This window comes from Pseudoalteromonas sp. MMG033 (assembly GCF_057197785.1).
Genome location: NZ_JBXVAL010000002.1, coordinates 21,305 through 38,081 on the forward strand (window position 1 = coordinate 21,305; position 16,777 = coordinate 38,081).

Here is a 16,777-nt window from a genome sequence, read left to right on the forward strand (position 1 = left end):
TAAACCGACCTAACTTTTCATGAGTTGTCGGAGGATTATGTGCTCACTCTCAAAGTGAAAGTAAGCACTTAAACAGGCTGACTTTAGCGCCCCGTCTAAAGTTGACTGAAGTCAGCCGCCCTTATTTTTAACAAAGAATTCCAATAAAACTCCATTAAAAAATCTTGGTTTTACTTTTATAAAAAAACCCAATTGGATTTAAAAAAACAAATTCAAATAAATTATAAACCAACCTATAAAAACAAAAAGAGCTTTAAGTAAAAAACCACAAAAAAAAGAAAAAACAACTACAACCCTTTGATTTAACAATGTATAAATAAAGAAACACCAAACAAAAACCCTTTAAAAATTAAAAAAATAATAAAACCCACCTTATTTAAAGTAATTAAAACCTCAAAGCGAGAAATTAACTACCCTAAAATTAAGTTGCATCTATATAAAAACGCTTTATTAATACAATTACATGTTTCAAGCAATACAAAGCAAATAACAAAAACCGTTTGTTCAATTGTACTGGCTTGATATCATGACGTTGAATTGGAAGACCCCACACACATGGAGTAATAATGAAAAAATACCTTATCGCACTGGTTACAGGTACTGCTATTGCATCAGGCGGCTACTACATTGCGCAAACAACTAGCAATTCCGCCCCCCTACCTCAATTAGACTATGTACCTGCGGATACGCTATTTTTATGGTCCCAATTAAATAGCTTTCCTTATCTGCAATATTTTGATCTATTGCCACAAAGCTATAAAAATGTGCATCAAATTGAAGACGTGATTGCAACAATGAAAAGTGATGATATGAGTGTAAATCAACGTTTTATACTCAACCTCCTTGAGCAATATTCTAAAAGTGCAGCGTCATCTGAACACATTCAACGTACTTGGGGTATTAACAATGACCTAAAAGCCCTCGCCTATACTGTAGGCCTATTGCCTGTGTTACGCGCAAAACTGGGTGAGCCTGAGGTATTTAGTACCACCATTAAACAGGCAGCAGAGGACGCAAATCTCAGGTATGAAGACACGCAGATAGATGGCGCCCCAGTAACTAGATACTTTTTTGAAGAAGGTGATCAGCGTATATTTGACTTATTAGTTGCCATTAACGAAAGCTGGGTAACGGTCACCATTGACACCCCATTTAATGATTCTGATGATTTAAAGACAGCTTTAGGCCTCACTAAACCTGTACATACGTTAAGCAGCAGCGGAAAAGTTGAGAAATACATCCAAGACCACCAACTGGATGGAAATAACCTCGCCTTTTTAGATACAGGCTTATTCGTTGACATGCTTACTGCCAAAAATCCAGACAGCCCTGCAACCCAGATGCTGGACAAGCTTATTGGCTTATCCAATAGTGATGGCGCACTTGAGAGTATCAGAACACCAGAGTGTCAGCAGGACTTTTCTGACATTACTCAAAAATGGCCAGCTATTATTTCAGGTACGCAAAAAATGGACATAACCAGTCAGTTTGCCGACCTTAAAGTGTCTACGGTTATCGCGTCCTCGGATACAAAAATACTTAATGCCTTGCAAAATATGCGTGGCTTTTTACCTCAGCATACGCAAAGCAGTAACGATGCTTTAATCACTTTGGGGTTAGGGCTCAATGCTGATCAGCTCTCTTCTTCAGTCAATACGCTATGGGCTGCATTTGCCAGTGCCCAATTTGATTGTGCACCGCTTAACGCTTTGCAAGCTCAAACAAAAGGCGTTAATCCTGCGCCACTTGCTATGGCTACGGGCATGCTAGGTTCGTTTAAAGGCGTAAGCGCAACAATCTTTGATATAGATGTCACCACTCTTTACCAACCTGATGAATTTGATACAACCACTTTAGATGCCTTAATTACAGTCTCTGCAGATGATGTACAAGCGCTGTTTAATATGGCAAAAAGCTTGGTGCCCGAACTTACATCGTTAACCTTACCAAGCGATGGCAGCGCCATCGAAATAAATGATTACCTGCCACCGGGTGTTTCAATATCAGCCCCGGTTTATTTAGCATTCAAAGGGCAACATCTGGCTTTATATAAAGGCGATATGGCAGAAAAGGCGGCAAAGGATTTGAACAGCCAAGCAGTGACAATCAATGGATTAGCTAACTTTGGATTGAACAGTGCTAAGATATTTCCAAAGGTATTTGAAGCAGCAAAGCAGTCTGGTGAGCCAATCCCAGATGAATTAAAAGAGTTGTTTAATCAAACCGGTAAAATGCATGTTCAATACGATATTAACAATAAAGGCATTGTCTTTGATGTCGATATCAAGATAACAAAGTAATCGCAAAACGGGCTAATACTGGTCAGTATTAGCCCGCGTTTCTATTCATGCCTTTTGTGTGCGGTACACTTTTTACTTTAGACCTTTCACTAGCGGCATACCATTGGTGCCAACAGGTATATATACCGTTGTATGGTTTGGTGATTCAGCCATTTTAAGCTGTGCATTAATCGCTTCGTGCTGCAGATAATTTTCTGTAAGCGTTGAGTTGATGATCTTTTGTGCCTCAGCAATCCCTTTCGCTTCCTCAATGCGAATTTCTGCATCTTTTTTAGCTATTTGCTTCTGCGTTTCTTTTTCAGAAAGCAACTGCTGAGCTGCAAGTTTTTTCTCAACTGCTTTAGCAACGATGTCTGGGTAATTTATATTACCGACAACTATATTTTTAACCTCAAAAGGGGTTGTATTTAAATACGTTTGTAGCTTGGTGGTCACTTCATTTGCAATATCATCTCGACGTGCCTTCAACTCACCACTATCAAACTTTTGCACTGCGTTCCGTACATATGTTCTGAATGTTTCTCTAACAAATCGCTCATACCATTTTTCACCACCATAATTCTCTACTACGGCTTTAACAGTACCAGCTCTGATAGAAACGACAGCATGAAAATCAAAAACAATATTTAAGTCATCATTAGCTAGAATTCTAAACTTTTCAGTGTACGTATTCGGGCGCATATCTATGTTGATCACTTCATTGCGCAATACAGACATACCATAGTTACTGGGCCCTTGGAGGGTTCCTTGGTAACCACCTGAGCCAAACATTCTAGGCTTTTCATAAACGTACCCTTCATGTCCAGCCGGCGTACTTGGGTTACTACAAGCGCCTAATCCGAATAAGAAAAATGCGATAACGGCGACAATACTAAAAATGGTACCAATCGGAGCTGACTTTTTTTCAAACATAATGTGCTTTATTCAAATATAAAGCCATATAATACTTTGAATACTAAAAAAGGCAAAATCAATTAATAAAATCATATCTCCTCTAATATAAAGAACGTATATACCCCAAAATTTATTTTTGTAGAAATAATAATCTTTATACTATATGTTTGTTCGGATTCTATACTTAACAGTAAGCAGTTAGGAACTTTCATGACAACTGAACAACATCATATTCACTTAAGAGCAGCCACCTTAGAAGACAAAGCCGCATTATTAAACCTTGAACAAGCCGTTGTCGACGCGGAGCGGCCATATAATAGTCAAATTAAAGCCGATGCACACTATTATGATTTAGATAACCTGCTTCAAAGTAAACAAGCAAGCGTACAAGTGGCAGAATACAATAATCAAATCATCGCCACAGGCTATGTACAAATCAGGCAATCAAAGCAATCTCTCGAGCACGAACAACACGGCTACTTAGGGTTTATGTTTGTCAGCCCTGAGTTTCGAGGCCAAGGGTTAAACCAAAAAATCACCCAACGTTTAATTGATTGGGCAGAATCTAAAGGCATTTATGACTTTTATCTCGATGTTTACAACGACAATCAAGCTGCTATTAATGCATATCAAAAGCTTGGCTTTAAGCCGTCGCTATTAGAGATGAAAGTCAACACGAAGAAATAACTTCCACTCTCGGTGTTCCTCTGTTAGTGGCGCACCGAGCTTACATCAGTATGTCCTTCATCTATTTTTATTTCACTGAGTAATTCTTATTACATGTTTCCTCGCAAAATAATTTTTTCGTCTACACTGAAATTATTCTGCAGCTCACAAGGTCTTTTCTAGCAAGTCGTCCGGAGCGCATAAAGTTTGCTTTTTTTGTATCGCGCGAATTTGCAAAAAAAGTCAATAAATCGAGCACTGGAGTGGTGCTTTTCCTATACAAAATACAGCCCACTCTGGTTTGCTCTATAAATTTGGCAATACCAAAACACGAGGAAACGACAATGAAAGCATTAACAGGCGCCGCAATGGCAATGATGGTAGCGGGTCTTGTAGGCTGTAACGCAACTGATTCGAGCCAATCAAGCAATGCCAGCACAGCTGCAAGCTCTAAAGGTGCAACCACAGATTTAGTGCATTGCTATGACGTGAATATTTGCGGTGGTCACAACGATTGTAAAACGGCAAATAATGCGTGTGCAGGCCATGCATCTTGTAAAGGGAGTGGGTTTGTCGGTATGCCAGCAAAAGCATGTGCCGATGTAGGCGGTAAGCAAAAAGACAGCTGGGTAGGCAGTATCGCAAAAGCAGATTTAGTACACTGCCACGATGTCAATATTTGCGGTGGTCATAATGACTGTAAAACAGCTAACAACGCCTGTGCAGCGCAAGCATCGTGCAAAGGCACTGGCTTTGTGAATATGCCAGCAAAAGCATGTAAAGATATTGGCGGTAAAGTCGGTAGTTAATAACTCTATTTGGAGCCTGCTCCAAGCAGGCTCTGAACAATCAATCTTGTGAGAACAGCTTGAATAGCACATCCCCCCCTTATGTTGGTTTCGGACTTGGCTTACGCACTTGTTATTTTGAAGAAATAATAGCGACTAACCCAAAAGTAGACTGGTTTGAAATCATCTCCGAGAATTACTTTGTTGCAGGTGGTAAACCTTGGCACTATTTATCGCAAATAAAGGAGCGATACCCCATTGTGATGCACGGTGTATCCATGTCTATTGGCAGTACATCTGATGTCAACTTTGACTATTTAGATAAGCTTAAGCAGACGATTGATCGTGTTCAGCCGCTTTGGATATCCGACCATTTATGTTTTTCTTCTCTAGGCGACTTTAATAGTCATGACTTGCTTCCTATGCCCTATACAGAAGAATCTCTGACGCATTTGAGTCAACGCTTATCCATTGTACAAGACTATTTAGAGCGTCCACTTATTTTAGAAAATGTATCCAGTTACCTCACCTATCAAGCATCAGAAATGAACGAATGGACATTTTTAGCTGAACTGCACAACAGAACAGGTTGCCAATTCTTATTGGACATCAATAATATTTATGTCAGTGCACGCAATCACCAATTTAACCCCAATGAATTTTTAGACGCTATTCCCGCATCAGCTATTGCGCAAATACATTTAGCTGGGCACAGCGATTTTGGCAGCCACATCATTGATACACACGATCAACCTGTGTGTGATGCCGTATGGGAGTTATTCTTGAAGTTTGCAAACAGCCATGCGCCAGTCAATACCATGATAGAAAGAGATGACAATTTCCCTGATTTCAAAGAAATCATGGCTGAGCTAACGCATGCAAGATCTTTGGCCCCAAGCAACTGGAAAAATTATGAGTACGCTTGAACAATTACAAAGTGACTTTATAGCGATGCTGCAGGGTCACAATACAAGCTTTACAGATCATATCGCACAACAAACAGGCTTATCGCCCGAGCAACGCAGTGAAATCTATCAAAATGCATATCAAATTAGGCTTAAAAAAGTGCTTGAGCAAGACCATGAAATGCTTGGTTTGTATTTAGGTGATGAATTATTCGATCAAATGGCTGAGTCGTATTTAGCGCTATTTCCTTCTCAATCATCATCCCTAAGAGAGTATGGTGAACGGCTTCCAGATTTTCTCAGCGCCCATACACCTTTTAAAGAACATAGTATTTTATCCGAAATGGCCCTATTTGAACGATTGCTACTAAGAGCCTTCGATGCCGCTGATGGCAAATTATTAGAGCTCGCCCACCTACAATCCATAGAGCAAACAGCTTGGCCTAATATCGTTTTGCAATTACACCATAGTGTGCACATATTTACTTGCAAATACTCGGCTGTTGAGAGTTGGCAAGCACTGAAAAATAACACTTCCCCTCCATCGCCAGAATTAAATAACACTCAGTACTGGATCATCGCCAGAGCTCGAGACAAACGAACTGGCTTTTACCCTTTGTCTGAATGCCACTTTCAATGTTTGATGAGTATTAAGCAAGGTTTACCGTTTGGCTTTATTTGTGAAGCAGCGGCCAATGTCACTGGCGATCAACAACAAGGTACACTCGAAGTCATGCAGTTACTGCAGCAAGGAATAGAGCTTGGTTGGTTTTTACAGACCTCAGCAACGCAATAATAGGCACGGATATGAAAATGAGACAAAGGCTTCAACTCTATCAAATCAGTGTCATCTTTAGCATGCTATTTGCTTTAATCGGTTTCAGTTATAACACTTGGCGGTTAGAAGTCTCTGAGCATAATAGTAATGTTCGCCTTGCTTGTTTTGAGATACTTAAAGAACTTGCTGCATTAGAACAACTCATTTATATCGCACATTATGATAAAGATATGAATACGGCGAGCCCGCGAAAAGGCTGGATAAGAGTTGGCCTTATCACAGACTTTAGTTATTTAGCTAACCAAGACGTCCAGTCAAGTTCTAAGGCCCTACACCAAACTTGGTCTGAGCACTGGGAATCCGTGCCTAACAATAACCAGTCCGTTTTACTTATAGTTGACGATATTGACCAAGTGAGAGTCAGCATCAAAAAACTGTTAACCTCACTCAATTAAAGACAGACTAAATAAATAGCTCGTGTTTAGTCTGTCTATTCTTATTCCACTCGCTAGGCTTTAGCGTTTTCTTTACACCTAGCATATATTTTTAAATTGTAGCTCTTAGCAAATTCATACTGCTTTAGACGTTGCTGTTTATCCTGCTCAGACTTAATTACATCACCAGAACTGGGTAAATACTTAAGGCCACACGATACTTTAAGCTCTTCAAAGTCAAACTGCTCAAGCCCCGGGAAAACAGGACGTCGCCCCGTTGTTGCATAAAGCCTAAAGTCTTGATTTTCAACTGCGCGAGCAATGGCATCAGACACATCTTTTTGTAATGTCATGTCTGTGGTTGACTCATTATGATGCTCACCGTACCCATCTGCACATCCAGCCAATAACCAAGCCGATAACATCAAACCAATGTACGTTTTCAAATTGCTCTCCTTTGCCTAGCTCTAGTAAGTGTTAATAGCAACATCAGCCAACTGAGGTAGTACATCTGCCCTGAAGATCCACCGCCATCGTTACTTGGGGCCGCTGCCACAGATATCGTCACCTGTGCCGTAGCCTCAACACCTGCTGCGTCTCTAACAACATACGACAACTGTTCAGAACCCAGAAAATCTGTGGCAGGTGTATAGGAAAGTTGGTTGTTGGATACAATAACGCTACCTGTACCTTGATAATTTACAGTGCCAATCACTAAATTATCGCCATCGACATCTATATCATTAGCCAGCACATTCAAAAGGTTATTTTGTGTGTTAACAGTCACTGAAAATGAGTCATCTTGGCCAGAGGGTGCATCATTGACAGCCGTCACACTAATACTTGCATTAAAAGTATCGCTTGTAAGCTCTCCACGTACTGACGTAATGGGCACGTTGAGCGTACCATTGAAATTAGCCGTGGGTGTAACTGTTAAACCACTCACAGTATAGTTATCGCCATTTCCAACGGTGATGGACTCTGCATTAAATCCGCCCTCATATTTAAAGTTACTGATCTCCAAGGTAATACTGGTATCTTCCGCAACAGTTAAACTTTCCTGCTCAGTAATATTCGGCGCTATCGGTTCAGAGCTGCCCTGTATTTGCAAATTGCCATTGTTCACTGCAAAAAATATATTATCGGTACATTTAATTTTTAACTTGCCATCAACTGAGCTAACGAGACCAGCTAAAGTGACTTCATGCTCCCCATCATTAGTAACATTATCACCAATCACTGTTGGGAAGGTTTCACCGCCATCTAGTGATAATAAAATATCAACAGTTCCACACGATATCGGCGCATTTTCAGTACCAGCAGTTTCCCAACGCACTGTTTGTGTACCAAGCATCCAAAGTGTACCACTGGTTGGATCTTGCACAGCAAAGCCTTGCTGATTGCCAACAACTGTTACTGTCATTGCATCGTCGGCAATATTGCCTGAACCATCCCGCACCAATAATTTAAAGTTTAAACTGCGACTAGTCGTAGGCAACACTTCCCCATAACTAACTTGCCCAGATAATACATCTGCCATTTTAGGAAATGTTCTTTCCCCCTCTGAGACTGGGTTAAACACCCTAAATAGCGGTCCAGAGCCCATATCAGTTGCATCCTCTTGAGGACTATTGGTTGCGCCTCCTAAATCGCTTTGCTGCCAACTATACATTAATGCATCACCATCCGCGTCCGTTGCACTGCCGCTTAAGGTGAAAGGCGTTCTTGCGGGAATCGTGAAATTATCACCAGCCTCAACCAACGGTGCTTGATTAGTTTTAGCTGTTCTTATTCCACATGAGCTGCCATCTGCTTGTCGAGTATATGCAGCCATCTGTTCTAATGAATACACATGAAAGTATGGATCTGAGTTAGCTTGTAGGTTTTGTGTATCGCAAATACCTGTATACCCCATGATGGTTGAACCACTACCCGGCTCGAATGCAGCATCATCAACACGGTTGCCATCACATGCACCAACTAGGCCGTTAAAAGTATGATCTGCTCCTAATTGATGACCAAGCTCATGAGCCACATAGTCTATAGCAAACGCATCATTGATTGGTTGTGGATTACCTGTGACCCCTTCGGCTTTTGCGCTTGTGCATGCAACACCAAACCCAGCAAGCCCACCTGCCCCAGTTCCAACCAAGTGCCCTATGTCGTAGCTGTCAATGCTGGTTACGCTGGCAATTGAATCTGCAATTTTATCAATGTCAGTATCATCATTTGCAAAAGGATCTGTTGCTGGGTCTAAAAAGATCAAATCGTCATTATTAGCTACAAGCTCAAAAGAGGTTGATAAATCTCGCATGTAAACCTGATTTACCCGATTAACTAAAGTCACCAACGCAGCCATAACACCTGATTTTGTGCCACCATGAAATTGCGCATATTCCCCAGTAGTAACAACCGCCAATCGGTATTTCACGTCTTGAGTTATACCAAACCTGAGTTGACGAGTATCGTTTAATCGCGACTGTGTGTGTGCCCCTGCTTTGCGCTTAATTGGCTCATGTAGTAGATAATCTGATTTTGTACTTTGACTATCTAGTGCGTATTTATTATACACTCTATACAAAGCTTGTTTTTGCTGACCTTGCCCGTTAATAGGCTCAATAAATACGCGTTTTCCAGACAATTCATATACGCCAAAAAAGCCACTCGGTGAAAAATCAAAAGTCCCTTTCACAGCAGGGTTACCAACTTGGACTCCCGTATACGTTTTGATTTCAGGGTACCTACTTGCTAACTCTTTTGACATAACAAAGTAAGGTGTGAGATGAAATTCATTAAACTGGCCGTCAGGCGTGGGAAGCTGTATTCTCACATCACCGCCTGAAGCGAAGCGCTGCATTAATTGGGGTGTGTCTAGATAAACTTTTTTTAATCCACTTACGCTTTGCCTGTTTTCAAGCTCAATCCATAGTTCTGTTTGACTTTTTGCATTTAAAGTAACCAGTAATGCAGCAAAAGTAATAACTAAATATTTCACCATAAGTCTTTCCAACTTTATGAGACCTATATTACAGCATAGTAAGAGATAGACTGATTGCTGCTCTTTTTTGATTCAAACTTAAATTAAACAGATTTTCTTTTGTGAGAGATCGCCGATCAACGCTGTAGGCTATGCGTGTTAATACATGTAATTACGCAAAAAACCTCATCAGACCACTTGAAACTACTGAACAATAACTCTAAATTTAAGTCATGGAACTTGCAAAGGGAAAGGCATGATTTTTTTAATTCGCTTTATAGCGTGTATAGCAATGACAACGCTATCATTTATCTATCTTATTGAAATGGAATTTGTCAAAACGAGTTTACTTGCGATCTTGGCAATTGTTGTAAATCCAAGTACCAAACATACTTCACTTGAATATGATAATGGTAAACGGCTATTCGATAAATATCTTGTAGATAAACCTAAAAGAACTCGCAATACCTTAAAGCCTTGGTAAAGAATGTTCTAAAGCATTTACCTCTAATATTAAGGGCCAAGATAGCGGCTATTATGTTCAGCTAATGCCCTTCTTACTTTATCAATTAACTGCTTATTTGTATTTAGATTAAACGCCATACATGCGCGTCTATCAGAGTTATTCCGTACCTCTATCACAGGCACAACAACATCATAGTTAACACCAATAGATTTCAATGTTGCATGCATGGTGTACTCTGTTGTCAGCAAAAAATCTATTCTCCCTGCTAATAACTTCCTCTGAGATGCACTTGGATCTGCAGTGATATCGAGATTTGTGCCGGCTTCAAACCCTTGTTTAGTTAAAAATTCATGTACAACGCTGCCACGAACAATCGAAATGACATATTTTTTCGCATCTTCTAGGGAAGCCACTTGAATGTCAGTTCTACTCTTTAATCTGAACAAGTACTGTCTTACAGGCCGCATTAAAGGGCATGCCCATTCAAACAAGTTTTCTCGGTCACTGCTTCTATAAATAGAGTAAATCATTGTGTTGGGTTGTGTCTTTGTCAGCTTCATGGAGCGAGCCCAGGGGTAAAGCTTGATATCATACTCAATACCGGCAAGGTCTAGCACTTCACGCACTTTTTTTGTCGCGCGCCCTACAATTTCCCCCTGTTGGTTTGCATAATTGTATGGCACCCACTCTTCAGTAACTACATGAAGCTTAGGTATGTCAGCAAAAGCATTGTTTTGGATACAAAAAAACAAAAGCACCGGTAACAGTGCTAACCTGTCAATCACGACTCCTCCAAATAATTACCGATGAAACAATGACAATTGTTGCGCAATCTCTTTGTTACGCTTTACTAAAAGGATAGTCGTTATGATGTGATGAGAAAAATAAAATCAAGAAATACATGCAAAGCAACAATAATTTGTCGCTTTGCGATGCAAAAATAACACTGTCACAGAGGTGATTACCTAAAGAATACCACCTTCTGAATTTTGCCATCTTCTATCTGATAACTTGTCACAAACTCAGAGCGTTTATCAATCACACCGTCCGCTTTTGTGCAGATTTCAGATGTTTCATGATCTATAACGATGTTCCCGTTCGTGATCCGCTTGATAGACGTTGATTTCATACAATGCATCTTCTCAAACATTAACCCGTAGCGTTTAATAAGTGGCTTCTTGCCTTTGAACATCAAGGTTTGCGGGTACATGTAAAACTCAACATCCTCTGCATACAAAGCCAAAAACTGACGAATATTCTGATTGTTATAAGCTCGGATCAGCTTATCAATGACAGCCTCTGCAGCTTTTTCCTGTTCAGTTTTTTGTAGGTTATATTCGCTCGCTTTATCCTCAAATGCTGGGTTCGCAAAAGCAACTGAACATATACACAAAGCAAATAGAAAAAAATACCTCATACTTCCCCCTTTTTGGTACGGGCGAGTAGAGTATAACAATTTTATAATATGTAATACAGCCTAGGTTAAGTTTACCAGTATTGCTCAACTGTTATATGCCCTGGTTCTATTCTGCGATGCTTTTTAAAACCAAGCTGTTGTAATAGCAACGTCGTATCTTTCACCATGTCGGGGTTGCCACATAACATAAAATGGCTATCTTTGGGTATTGCTGGCAGCTTACAAAAGCTCAAAAGTTGTCCATTTTTAATAATATCAGTCACCCTGCCACTTAATCCTATGTCTGGCTTTTCGCGACTTACCAAAGGAACATAAGTAAATTGTTTAAACAACTTTTCAGTCGCGCGAATTTGATCTTGATAACAGAGATCTGTGTTTAAACGTACGCCATGAACAAGTACAACTCGCTTAAACTGCTTCCAGAGCTTTCCATCGCTAACAATAGACAAAAATGGACCAATTGCAGTGCCTGTAGACAACATCCATAACGTATCTGCTTGGGGCACTTCATCCGTTGTAAAGTATCCAGAGGGCTTATTATAAACCCAAACGTCATCCCCCTCATTCAGTTGAGCCAACCTAGCAGACAACGCACCATCCTCAACCTCTATTAGATAAAACTCAAGCAAGGGATCAGAAGGCGAATTCACAAATGAATAAGCGCGTGCCACTCGCTTATCACCAATATCTAGTGCTAATTTCGTGAATTGACCTGCTGTAAAGTCTTGAATATCGGCCGCAACTTTTAGACTAAATAAGCTCGGTGTCCACCAATTAACTTCTACAACTTTTCCTATTACCCAATTTGTCATACCTGCACCACTATAAATGCATATACTAAAACAATGGCATAGATTAAAAGCTTGTCAAAGTTCCTGACACCAAGGTTTAGCTAAATCAGCACGCAACGACGTCAAAATTAAGTGCTGTCGCGACTGCTCAGGCATCAAAAACTCTGCATTTAACGACTTGAGTAGCTTGTGTACAGGGCCCTCATAGCCTTCTTTTATTAACCGAGAAAGGTGTTTTTTTGTATACCGCAGAGTGTGATCAGCTATTCGATTTGAATTCACACTTTCATGCATAAGATCTAGCCACTTTAGATATAATTGATCGCTCTGTGGTAAGTATGCCTCAAAAGTCGGTGTTAGTTTTTTTCGATACTTTTCATAAAGTTCTGAACGTCTTGCGATTAAAGCGGCGCCTAATAAATTAACCGTTACTCTCGAGGCATTGCGCTGATGCTTGTCTTTTAAATAATGTTGCCTCGCTGCAATGAAATAACTAATAGCTGCTTTTGGTTTATCTAAAACGACTGCGGTATTACCCTTAACGACTAGCAACCCCCCTTTTCGTCGACCACTGAGAATGGCTTCATCAATACTTTGAAGAATTTGAAAACTGATCGCAGGCTGATTGTCCATCCGATATGCAATGGAAAGGTTCACCTTCGCGGTCATCTTCTCCATGCTATTGTGCGCATGTTTGAGTGCGCATTTATACGTTGTAATTGCGTCATCAAACTGGCGATTCAATCGATATGCAACACCTATGACATTAATGATAGTAAATTGATAACCGGAACTATGTGGACTCAGCCTTTCGTCAGACAGCAGTGAAACAAGCTCTTCGACTAACTTAATATTGCCCGTATTACTGGCAGCAGCCAACACGCTACTATAGATGGAGACCGTCTGAGCAGAGCTTTGTACAAGCAATTTTTGAGCATTTTGTTCATAATAACTCACGGCCTCTGCTGGGTAGTTGAGCGCAAGATATTTGACCCGTTCAGACTCAGTTGCAAAGTCTAGATCCTGTTTTTCACTGGCAGAAACACTGCTTTGACAAGACAAGAACAGCAAAAGCAGGGAAATAAAATACTTCATTTAGGTTGTCAAATCGATTTGTTGAGTTAACCATAGTACATCAATGTATTTCTAGAAACAGTATCAACAAGGCAAAAAGTTGTTATGACCGTCGATTACGGTACACCGCACCAATGCTCTATTAACCTTGAACGTAGTCTGTTTTTTTTACTTTCAGTTTGCACTTCCAATGAAACAAGATGCATTGCCCCAAGGGGTTCCAAAATCATTTTTACTGGTGCTAGATAACCACCGGCTAACAATTTAGGTGCCAAATTTAATGTGGCACTCTGTGCCTCTGATGATATTTTTTTATTTTTCAAACTTCCATATAATTTATCTAACCATAGTAAATAGGCGGACTCATTATCAGTCAAATGACTTTGGAGTGTTAAATTCAATGTTTTTCGAACCTTATCAAATAATGTCCATTGTCCATCTGCCAAAGCAGCCCCTAGCAAGTTTACAGTCACCCTGGCAGCATTTCGATGATGCTTTGCCTTGATATAGTACTGTCTAGCCATCGTGTAATGATCAATGGCAGCACCCACTTCACGCAACACCATCGCTGTATTTCCCTTAACAACCAATACGCCTGCAATTCTTCGACCACTCAAGATTGATTCATCAATACTCTGCAATATTTGATAGCTTAGCGCAGGTTGTTCTGCCATACGATACGCTATCGCCAAATTTACTTTAGCTATCGTCTTTTCAAGTTTATTGTCTGTTAGCGTCAAAGCACATTTATATGCAGCAATCGCCTCAACATATTGTAAATTTGTGCCGTAAGATACACCGAGCACATTAATGATTGCAAAAAGGTAAGGCTCCCGAAATGGATCAAGTCTACGATGAGCAAGCAAACCGACGAGTTCCTCAATTAAAACGGTGTCATGCACGCTGCTGGCGGCAACCAGTACATCATTATAAAAAGACACAGTCTTTTCGCTGTGTGTTGTCAATAGTTTGGCTGAATTGCGTTTGTAAAGCTCAATGGCCTTATCAGGATAATTTAATGAAAGATACTCAATACTCTCAGACTCTGTCGCAAAAGCGCTGATATGCTCTTCTATCGCAGAGGTACTACCATAGCTCAGTAGCAGTAGGCCAAATAGATATATAAAATACTTCATCAATACCATCCACTCACTTTTCCTCGTCGATATTGGTAAATCAATGCTTTTTTAAAAACAGACCATAACAATTACGCATTTTGTCAACATTAGTTACGCCCCATCACACCAGCCATGTGCAAGCTTGTCATCTATTTTGGTTACTATATTTGTTGTAGACGGGTCATGCGAGACAATATGCTGCGCTTTAAATTTTTTTAGCAAGCTTTCAACTGGCGCTTGAAACCCTGCTTCAATAAACACAGCAAAATTATTTGACGTATAAGTAGCTGCTAATTCAGATATTTGATTGTCTTGGATACTCTGATAAATCAGATCTAACCATTTTAAGTAGGTAAGTTCATTTTCTGTTAAATAGGTACTAGACTGTGGATCAAGTTTTTTTCGGCTTACATCGAATAATTTGTACCGTTCATCTAAAAGTGCAGCCCCCAATAGATGCACAACAACTCTCATTGCATTCCTATGATGGCCTCCGTTTAAGTACTGTACCCGAGCAGCTTTGTATGCTCGAACTGCCGAATCAAACTCGCCTAACACCATAGCGGTGTTCCCTTTCTCAACAAGCACGCCCGCAGCTCTCCTGCCGTTAAGGATCGCCTCATCTATGGTTTGTAAGATTTGGTAGCTTAGTGCTGGTTGGTTATGCATACGGTAAGTAATCGCAAGATTTACTTTGGATATCATTTTTTCCAAGTGGCTATTAGTATGATTTAGTGCACATTTATGAGTTTTTATCGCGTGTGTATACTGCATGTTCATAGCGTAAGAAACACCAATCACATTAATAATAGTAAAAAGATAGGGCTTTCTAAAAGAGTCAAGCCTATCATCAGCTATCAAGCCTATAACCTCTTCCATTAGATCAATATTATGACTATTACTAGCTGCAATGAGCACACTCGCATAGACCGACATTGTTTCTTCATTACTATGCAGTAGATGCTTAGACGCATTCTGCTTATAAAACTCAATTGCCTTTTCTGGGTAATTTAAGGAGAGGTATTTAATTTTCTCAGAGTCAGACTCCTGTTCAATATTTACAGAGTCAATTGCCACGACTTTATGTATTGCCAAATACAAAATAAAAGCGACTAATACGCCAATATATTTCATTTAAATTTATCAGTGTTATGCTGCTAAATAAAATATAGTACATCACTCGCGTTTAAGCATGAATTAGGTTGATCATCGGTGTTTGTCGAAGCGTATATAAGCCGTTGAGCCATCGCTCATCCCTTTTATAAAACTCGTTATCGGGAACGAAGTTTGCAAAGTATCAACACTATTTACGACTAGTCACAAATAAAAAAAAGCCGCACTAGGTGCGGCTTTTTGGGTGTGATTCGCTTTGTTTTAGGCGTGTCTCCAAAACTCTGCGATTACGTTACCAAGGAACTGTTCAAGCAGCGCAAAGCGTGCGCTACTTTAAATTAAATTGACTCTAGAGCAATCTTAACCATTTCGTTGAACGTGCTTTGACGCTCTTCTGGTGGCGTTGCTTCGCCGGTAATGACGTGGTCACTTACAGTGAATAAAGCCATTGCTTTTGCACCGTATTCAGCCGCAACACCGTAAAGGCCAGCTGTTTCCATATCAACAGCCAAAACGCCTAATTTGTCTAGCTCAGGGTAAAAGCTGCTGTCAGCCTGATAAAAAGTATCTGTGGTATAAACGTTACCTACTTTCGCTTCAATACCTAGGCGACGCGCTGCATTAACACCATTTTCAAGAAGACCAAAATCGGCGATAGCAGCAAAATCAAAGCCACGTACGCGAGCGCGGTTCACATTAGAGTCTGTGCTTGCACCCTGTGCAAAGATCACATCACGGATTTTTGTATCCTGATTAATACCGCCACAAGTACCGATACGGATTAAGTTTTTAACACCAAAGCTTACAATAAGCTCACGTGCGTATATTGACATCGATGGAATGCCCATACCAGAACCCATGATGCTCACTGGCTTACCATTATATGTGCCAGTAAATCCAAACATGTTGCGAACGTCTGTCACTTGGCGAGCATCTTCTAAGAAATTCTCAGCAATATACTTAGCACGAAGTGGATCACCTGGCATTAATACCGTTTCAGCAAAATCACCTGGGTTTGCATTAATATGCGGAGTACTCATAACATGTTTCCTTTAA

General features: G+C 40.2%; 17 protein-coding genes. 7 read left to right on the plus strand and 10 right to left on the minus strand.

Going from position 1 to position 16,777, the window contains the following annotated elements; translation table 11 throughout:
- Window positions 1-566 precede the first annotated feature (566 nt).
- Window positions 567-2,300, plus strand: a complete 1,734-nt coding sequence (locus tag AC2CZC_RS21610; protein ID WP_484585365.1) for a hypothetical protein — start codon at window positions 567-569, stop codon at window positions 2,298-2,300.
- Between the two features lie 72 nt (window positions 2,301-2,372).
- Here AC2CZC_RS21610 and AC2CZC_RS21615 read toward each other — a convergent pair whose 3' ends face one another.
- Window positions 2,373-3,212, minus strand: coding sequence for an SPFH domain-containing protein (locus AC2CZC_RS21615; protein ID WP_484585366.1), 840 nt, complete (start codon window positions 3,210-3,212; stop codon window positions 2,373-2,375).
- A gap of 192 nt (window positions 3,213-3,404) precedes the next feature.
- Here AC2CZC_RS21615 and AC2CZC_RS21620 point away from each other — a divergent pair, with 192 nt between their 5' ends.
- The 5 genes from AC2CZC_RS21620 to AC2CZC_RS21640 all read left to right on the plus strand — a co-directional run bounded on the left by AC2CZC_RS21620 (window position 3,405) and on the right by AC2CZC_RS21640 (window position 6,786).
- Window positions 3,405-3,881: a GNAT family N-acetyltransferase gene (locus AC2CZC_RS21620; RefSeq protein WP_484585367.1), complete on the plus strand. Its 477-nt coding sequence runs from the start codon at window positions 3,405-3,407 to the stop codon at window positions 3,879-3,881.
- Between the two features lie 323 nt (window positions 3,882-4,204).
- Window positions 4,205-4,669, plus strand: coding sequence for a BufA2 family periplasmic bufferin-type metallophore (gene bufA2 / locus AC2CZC_RS21625; protein WP_063363872.1), 465 nt, complete (start codon window positions 4,205-4,207; stop codon window positions 4,667-4,669).
- A gap of 59 nt (window positions 4,670-4,728) precedes the next feature.
- Window positions 4,729-5,574 carry an MNIO family bufferin maturase gene (gene bufB, locus AC2CZC_RS21630; RefSeq protein ID WP_484585368.1) on the plus strand — a complete coding sequence of 282 codons (846 nt, stop codon included), beginning with the start codon at window positions 4,729-4,731 and terminating at the stop codon, window positions 5,572-5,574.
- The gene (locus AC2CZC_RS21635; RefSeq protein WP_484585369.1) at window positions 5,561-6,349 is read left to right on the plus strand and encodes an HvfC/BufC family peptide modification chaperone; all 789 of its coding nucleotides are present in this window, start codon (window positions 5,561-5,563) and stop codon (window positions 6,347-6,349) included. Before bufB ends, AC2CZC_RS21635 begins: the two co-directional genes overlap by 14 nt.
- Window positions 6,350-6,360: 11 nt before the next feature.
- Complete coding sequence (locus AC2CZC_RS21640; RefSeq protein WP_484585370.1) at window positions 6,361-6,786, plus strand: hypothetical protein; 426 nt, start codon at window positions 6,361-6,363, stop codon at window positions 6,784-6,786.
- Between the two features lie 53 nt (window positions 6,787-6,839).
- Here the strand turns inward: AC2CZC_RS21640 and AC2CZC_RS21645 are convergent, their stop codons facing one another.
- Window positions 6,840-7,211, minus strand: a complete 372-nt coding sequence (locus AC2CZC_RS21645) for a hypothetical protein (protein ID WP_484585371.1) — start codon at window positions 7,209-7,211, stop codon at window positions 6,840-6,842.
- The gene (locus AC2CZC_RS21650) at window positions 7,208-9,763 is read right to left on the minus strand and encodes a reprolysin-like metallopeptidase (RefSeq protein ID WP_484585372.1); all 2,556 of its coding nucleotides are present in this window, start codon (window positions 9,761-9,763) and stop codon (window positions 7,208-7,210) included. The genes AC2CZC_RS21645 and AC2CZC_RS21650 overlap by 4 nt, the downstream gene beginning before the upstream one ends.
- A gap of 271 nt (window positions 9,764-10,034) precedes the next feature.
- Here AC2CZC_RS21650 and AC2CZC_RS21655 point away from each other — a divergent pair, with 271 nt between their 5' ends.
- Entirely contained in the window at window positions 10,035-10,226 is a 192-nt protein-coding gene (locus tag AC2CZC_RS21655; protein WP_484585373.1) for a hypothetical protein, read from the plus strand.
- Between the two features lie 29 nt (window positions 10,227-10,255).
- Here AC2CZC_RS21655 and AC2CZC_RS21660 read toward each other — a convergent pair whose 3' ends face one another.
- The 7 genes from AC2CZC_RS21660 to deoD form a co-directional block, all read right to left on the minus strand.
- Complete coding sequence (locus AC2CZC_RS21660; protein WP_484585374.1) at window positions 10,256-10,993, minus strand: substrate-binding periplasmic protein; 738 nt, start codon at window positions 10,991-10,993, stop codon at window positions 10,256-10,258.
- 176 nt (window positions 10,994-11,169) lie between these two features.
- Window positions 11,170-11,625: a nuclear transport factor 2 family protein gene (locus AC2CZC_RS21665; RefSeq protein ID WP_484585375.1), complete on the minus strand. Its 456-nt coding sequence runs from the start codon at window positions 11,623-11,625 to the stop codon at window positions 11,170-11,172.
- 71 nt (window positions 11,626-11,696) lie between these two features.
- Window positions 11,697-12,437 carry a ferredoxin--NADP reductase gene (locus tag AC2CZC_RS21670; RefSeq protein WP_484585376.1) on the minus strand — a complete coding sequence of 247 codons (741 nt, stop codon included), beginning with the start codon at window positions 12,435-12,437 and terminating at the stop codon, window positions 11,697-11,699.
- A gap of 54 nt (window positions 12,438-12,491) precedes the next feature.
- Window positions 12,492-13,511: a hypothetical protein gene (locus AC2CZC_RS21675; protein WP_484585377.1), complete on the minus strand. Its 1,020-nt coding sequence runs from the start codon at window positions 13,509-13,511 to the stop codon at window positions 12,492-12,494.
- Window positions 13,512-13,606: 95 nt separating this feature from the next.
- A complete protein-coding gene (locus AC2CZC_RS21680) occupies window positions 13,607-14,626 on the minus strand; it encodes a hypothetical protein (RefSeq protein WP_484585378.1) in 1,020 nt (339 codons plus the stop codon).
- A gap of 93 nt (window positions 14,627-14,719) precedes the next feature.
- Window positions 14,720-15,742 carry a hypothetical protein gene (locus AC2CZC_RS21685; RefSeq protein ID WP_484585379.1) on the minus strand — a complete coding sequence of 341 codons (1,023 nt, stop codon included), beginning with the start codon at window positions 15,740-15,742 and terminating at the stop codon, window positions 14,720-14,722.
- 317 nt (window positions 15,743-16,059) lie between these two features.
- On the minus strand, window positions 16,060-16,761 hold the full coding sequence (gene deoD / locus AC2CZC_RS21690; RefSeq protein WP_039610704.1) for a purine-nucleoside phosphorylase: 702 nt from the start codon (window positions 16,759-16,761) through the stop codon (window positions 16,060-16,062).
- Window positions 16,762-16,777: the final 16 nt, after the last annotated feature.

Excerpts from the sequence above, each read along its gene's own strand:
- AC2CZC_RS21675 (WP_484585377.1), bottom strand. The coding sequence starts at position 13,511 with ATGAAGTATTTTATTTCCCTGCTTTTGCTGTTCTTGTCTTGTCAAAGC.
- AC2CZC_RS21640 (WP_484585370.1), top strand. The coding sequence starts at position 6,361 with ATGAAAATGAGACAAAGGCTTCAACTCTATCAAATCAGTGTCATCTTT.
- bufA2 (WP_063363872.1), top strand. The coding sequence starts at position 4,205 with ATGAAAGCATTAACAGGCGCCGCAATGGCAATGATGGTAGCGGGTCTT.
- AC2CZC_RS21685 (WP_484585379.1), bottom strand. The coding sequence starts at position 15,742 with ATGAAATATATTGGCGTATTAGTCGCTTTTATTTTGTATTTGGCAATA.
- AC2CZC_RS21635 (WP_484585369.1), top strand. The coding sequence starts at position 5,561 with ATGAGTACGCTTGAACAATTACAAAGTGACTTTATAGCGATGCTGCAG.
- deoD (WP_039610704.1), bottom strand. The coding sequence starts at position 16,761 with ATGAGTACTCCGCATATTAATGCAAACCCAGGTGATTTTGCTGAAACG.
- AC2CZC_RS21620 (WP_484585367.1), top strand. The coding sequence starts at position 3,405 with ATGACAACTGAACAACATCATATTCACTTAAGAGCAGCCACCTTAGAA.
- AC2CZC_RS21670 (WP_484585376.1), bottom strand. The coding sequence starts at position 12,437 with ATGACAAATTGGGTAATAGGAAAAGTTGTAGAAGTTAATTGGTGGACA.
- AC2CZC_RS21615 (WP_484585366.1), bottom strand. The coding sequence starts at position 3,212 with ATGTTTGAAAAAAAGTCAGCTCCGATTGGTACCATTTTTAGTATTGTC.
- AC2CZC_RS21610 (WP_484585365.1), top strand. The coding sequence starts at position 567 with ATGAAAAAATACCTTATCGCACTGGTTACAGGTACTGCTATTGCATCA.
- AC2CZC_RS21655 (WP_484585373.1), top strand. The coding sequence starts at position 10,035 with ATGACAACGCTATCATTTATCTATCTTATTGAAATGGAATTTGTCAAA.
- AC2CZC_RS21680 (WP_484585378.1), bottom strand. The coding sequence starts at position 14,626 with ATGAAGTATTTTATATATCTATTTGGCCTACTGCTACTGAGCTATGGT.
- AC2CZC_RS21665 (WP_484585375.1), bottom strand. The coding sequence starts at position 11,625 with ATGAGGTATTTTTTTCTATTTGCTTTGTGTATATGTTCAGTTGCTTTT.
- AC2CZC_RS21650 (WP_484585372.1), bottom strand. The coding sequence starts at position 9,763 with ATGGTGAAATATTTAGTTATTACTTTTGCTGCATTACTGGTTACTTTA.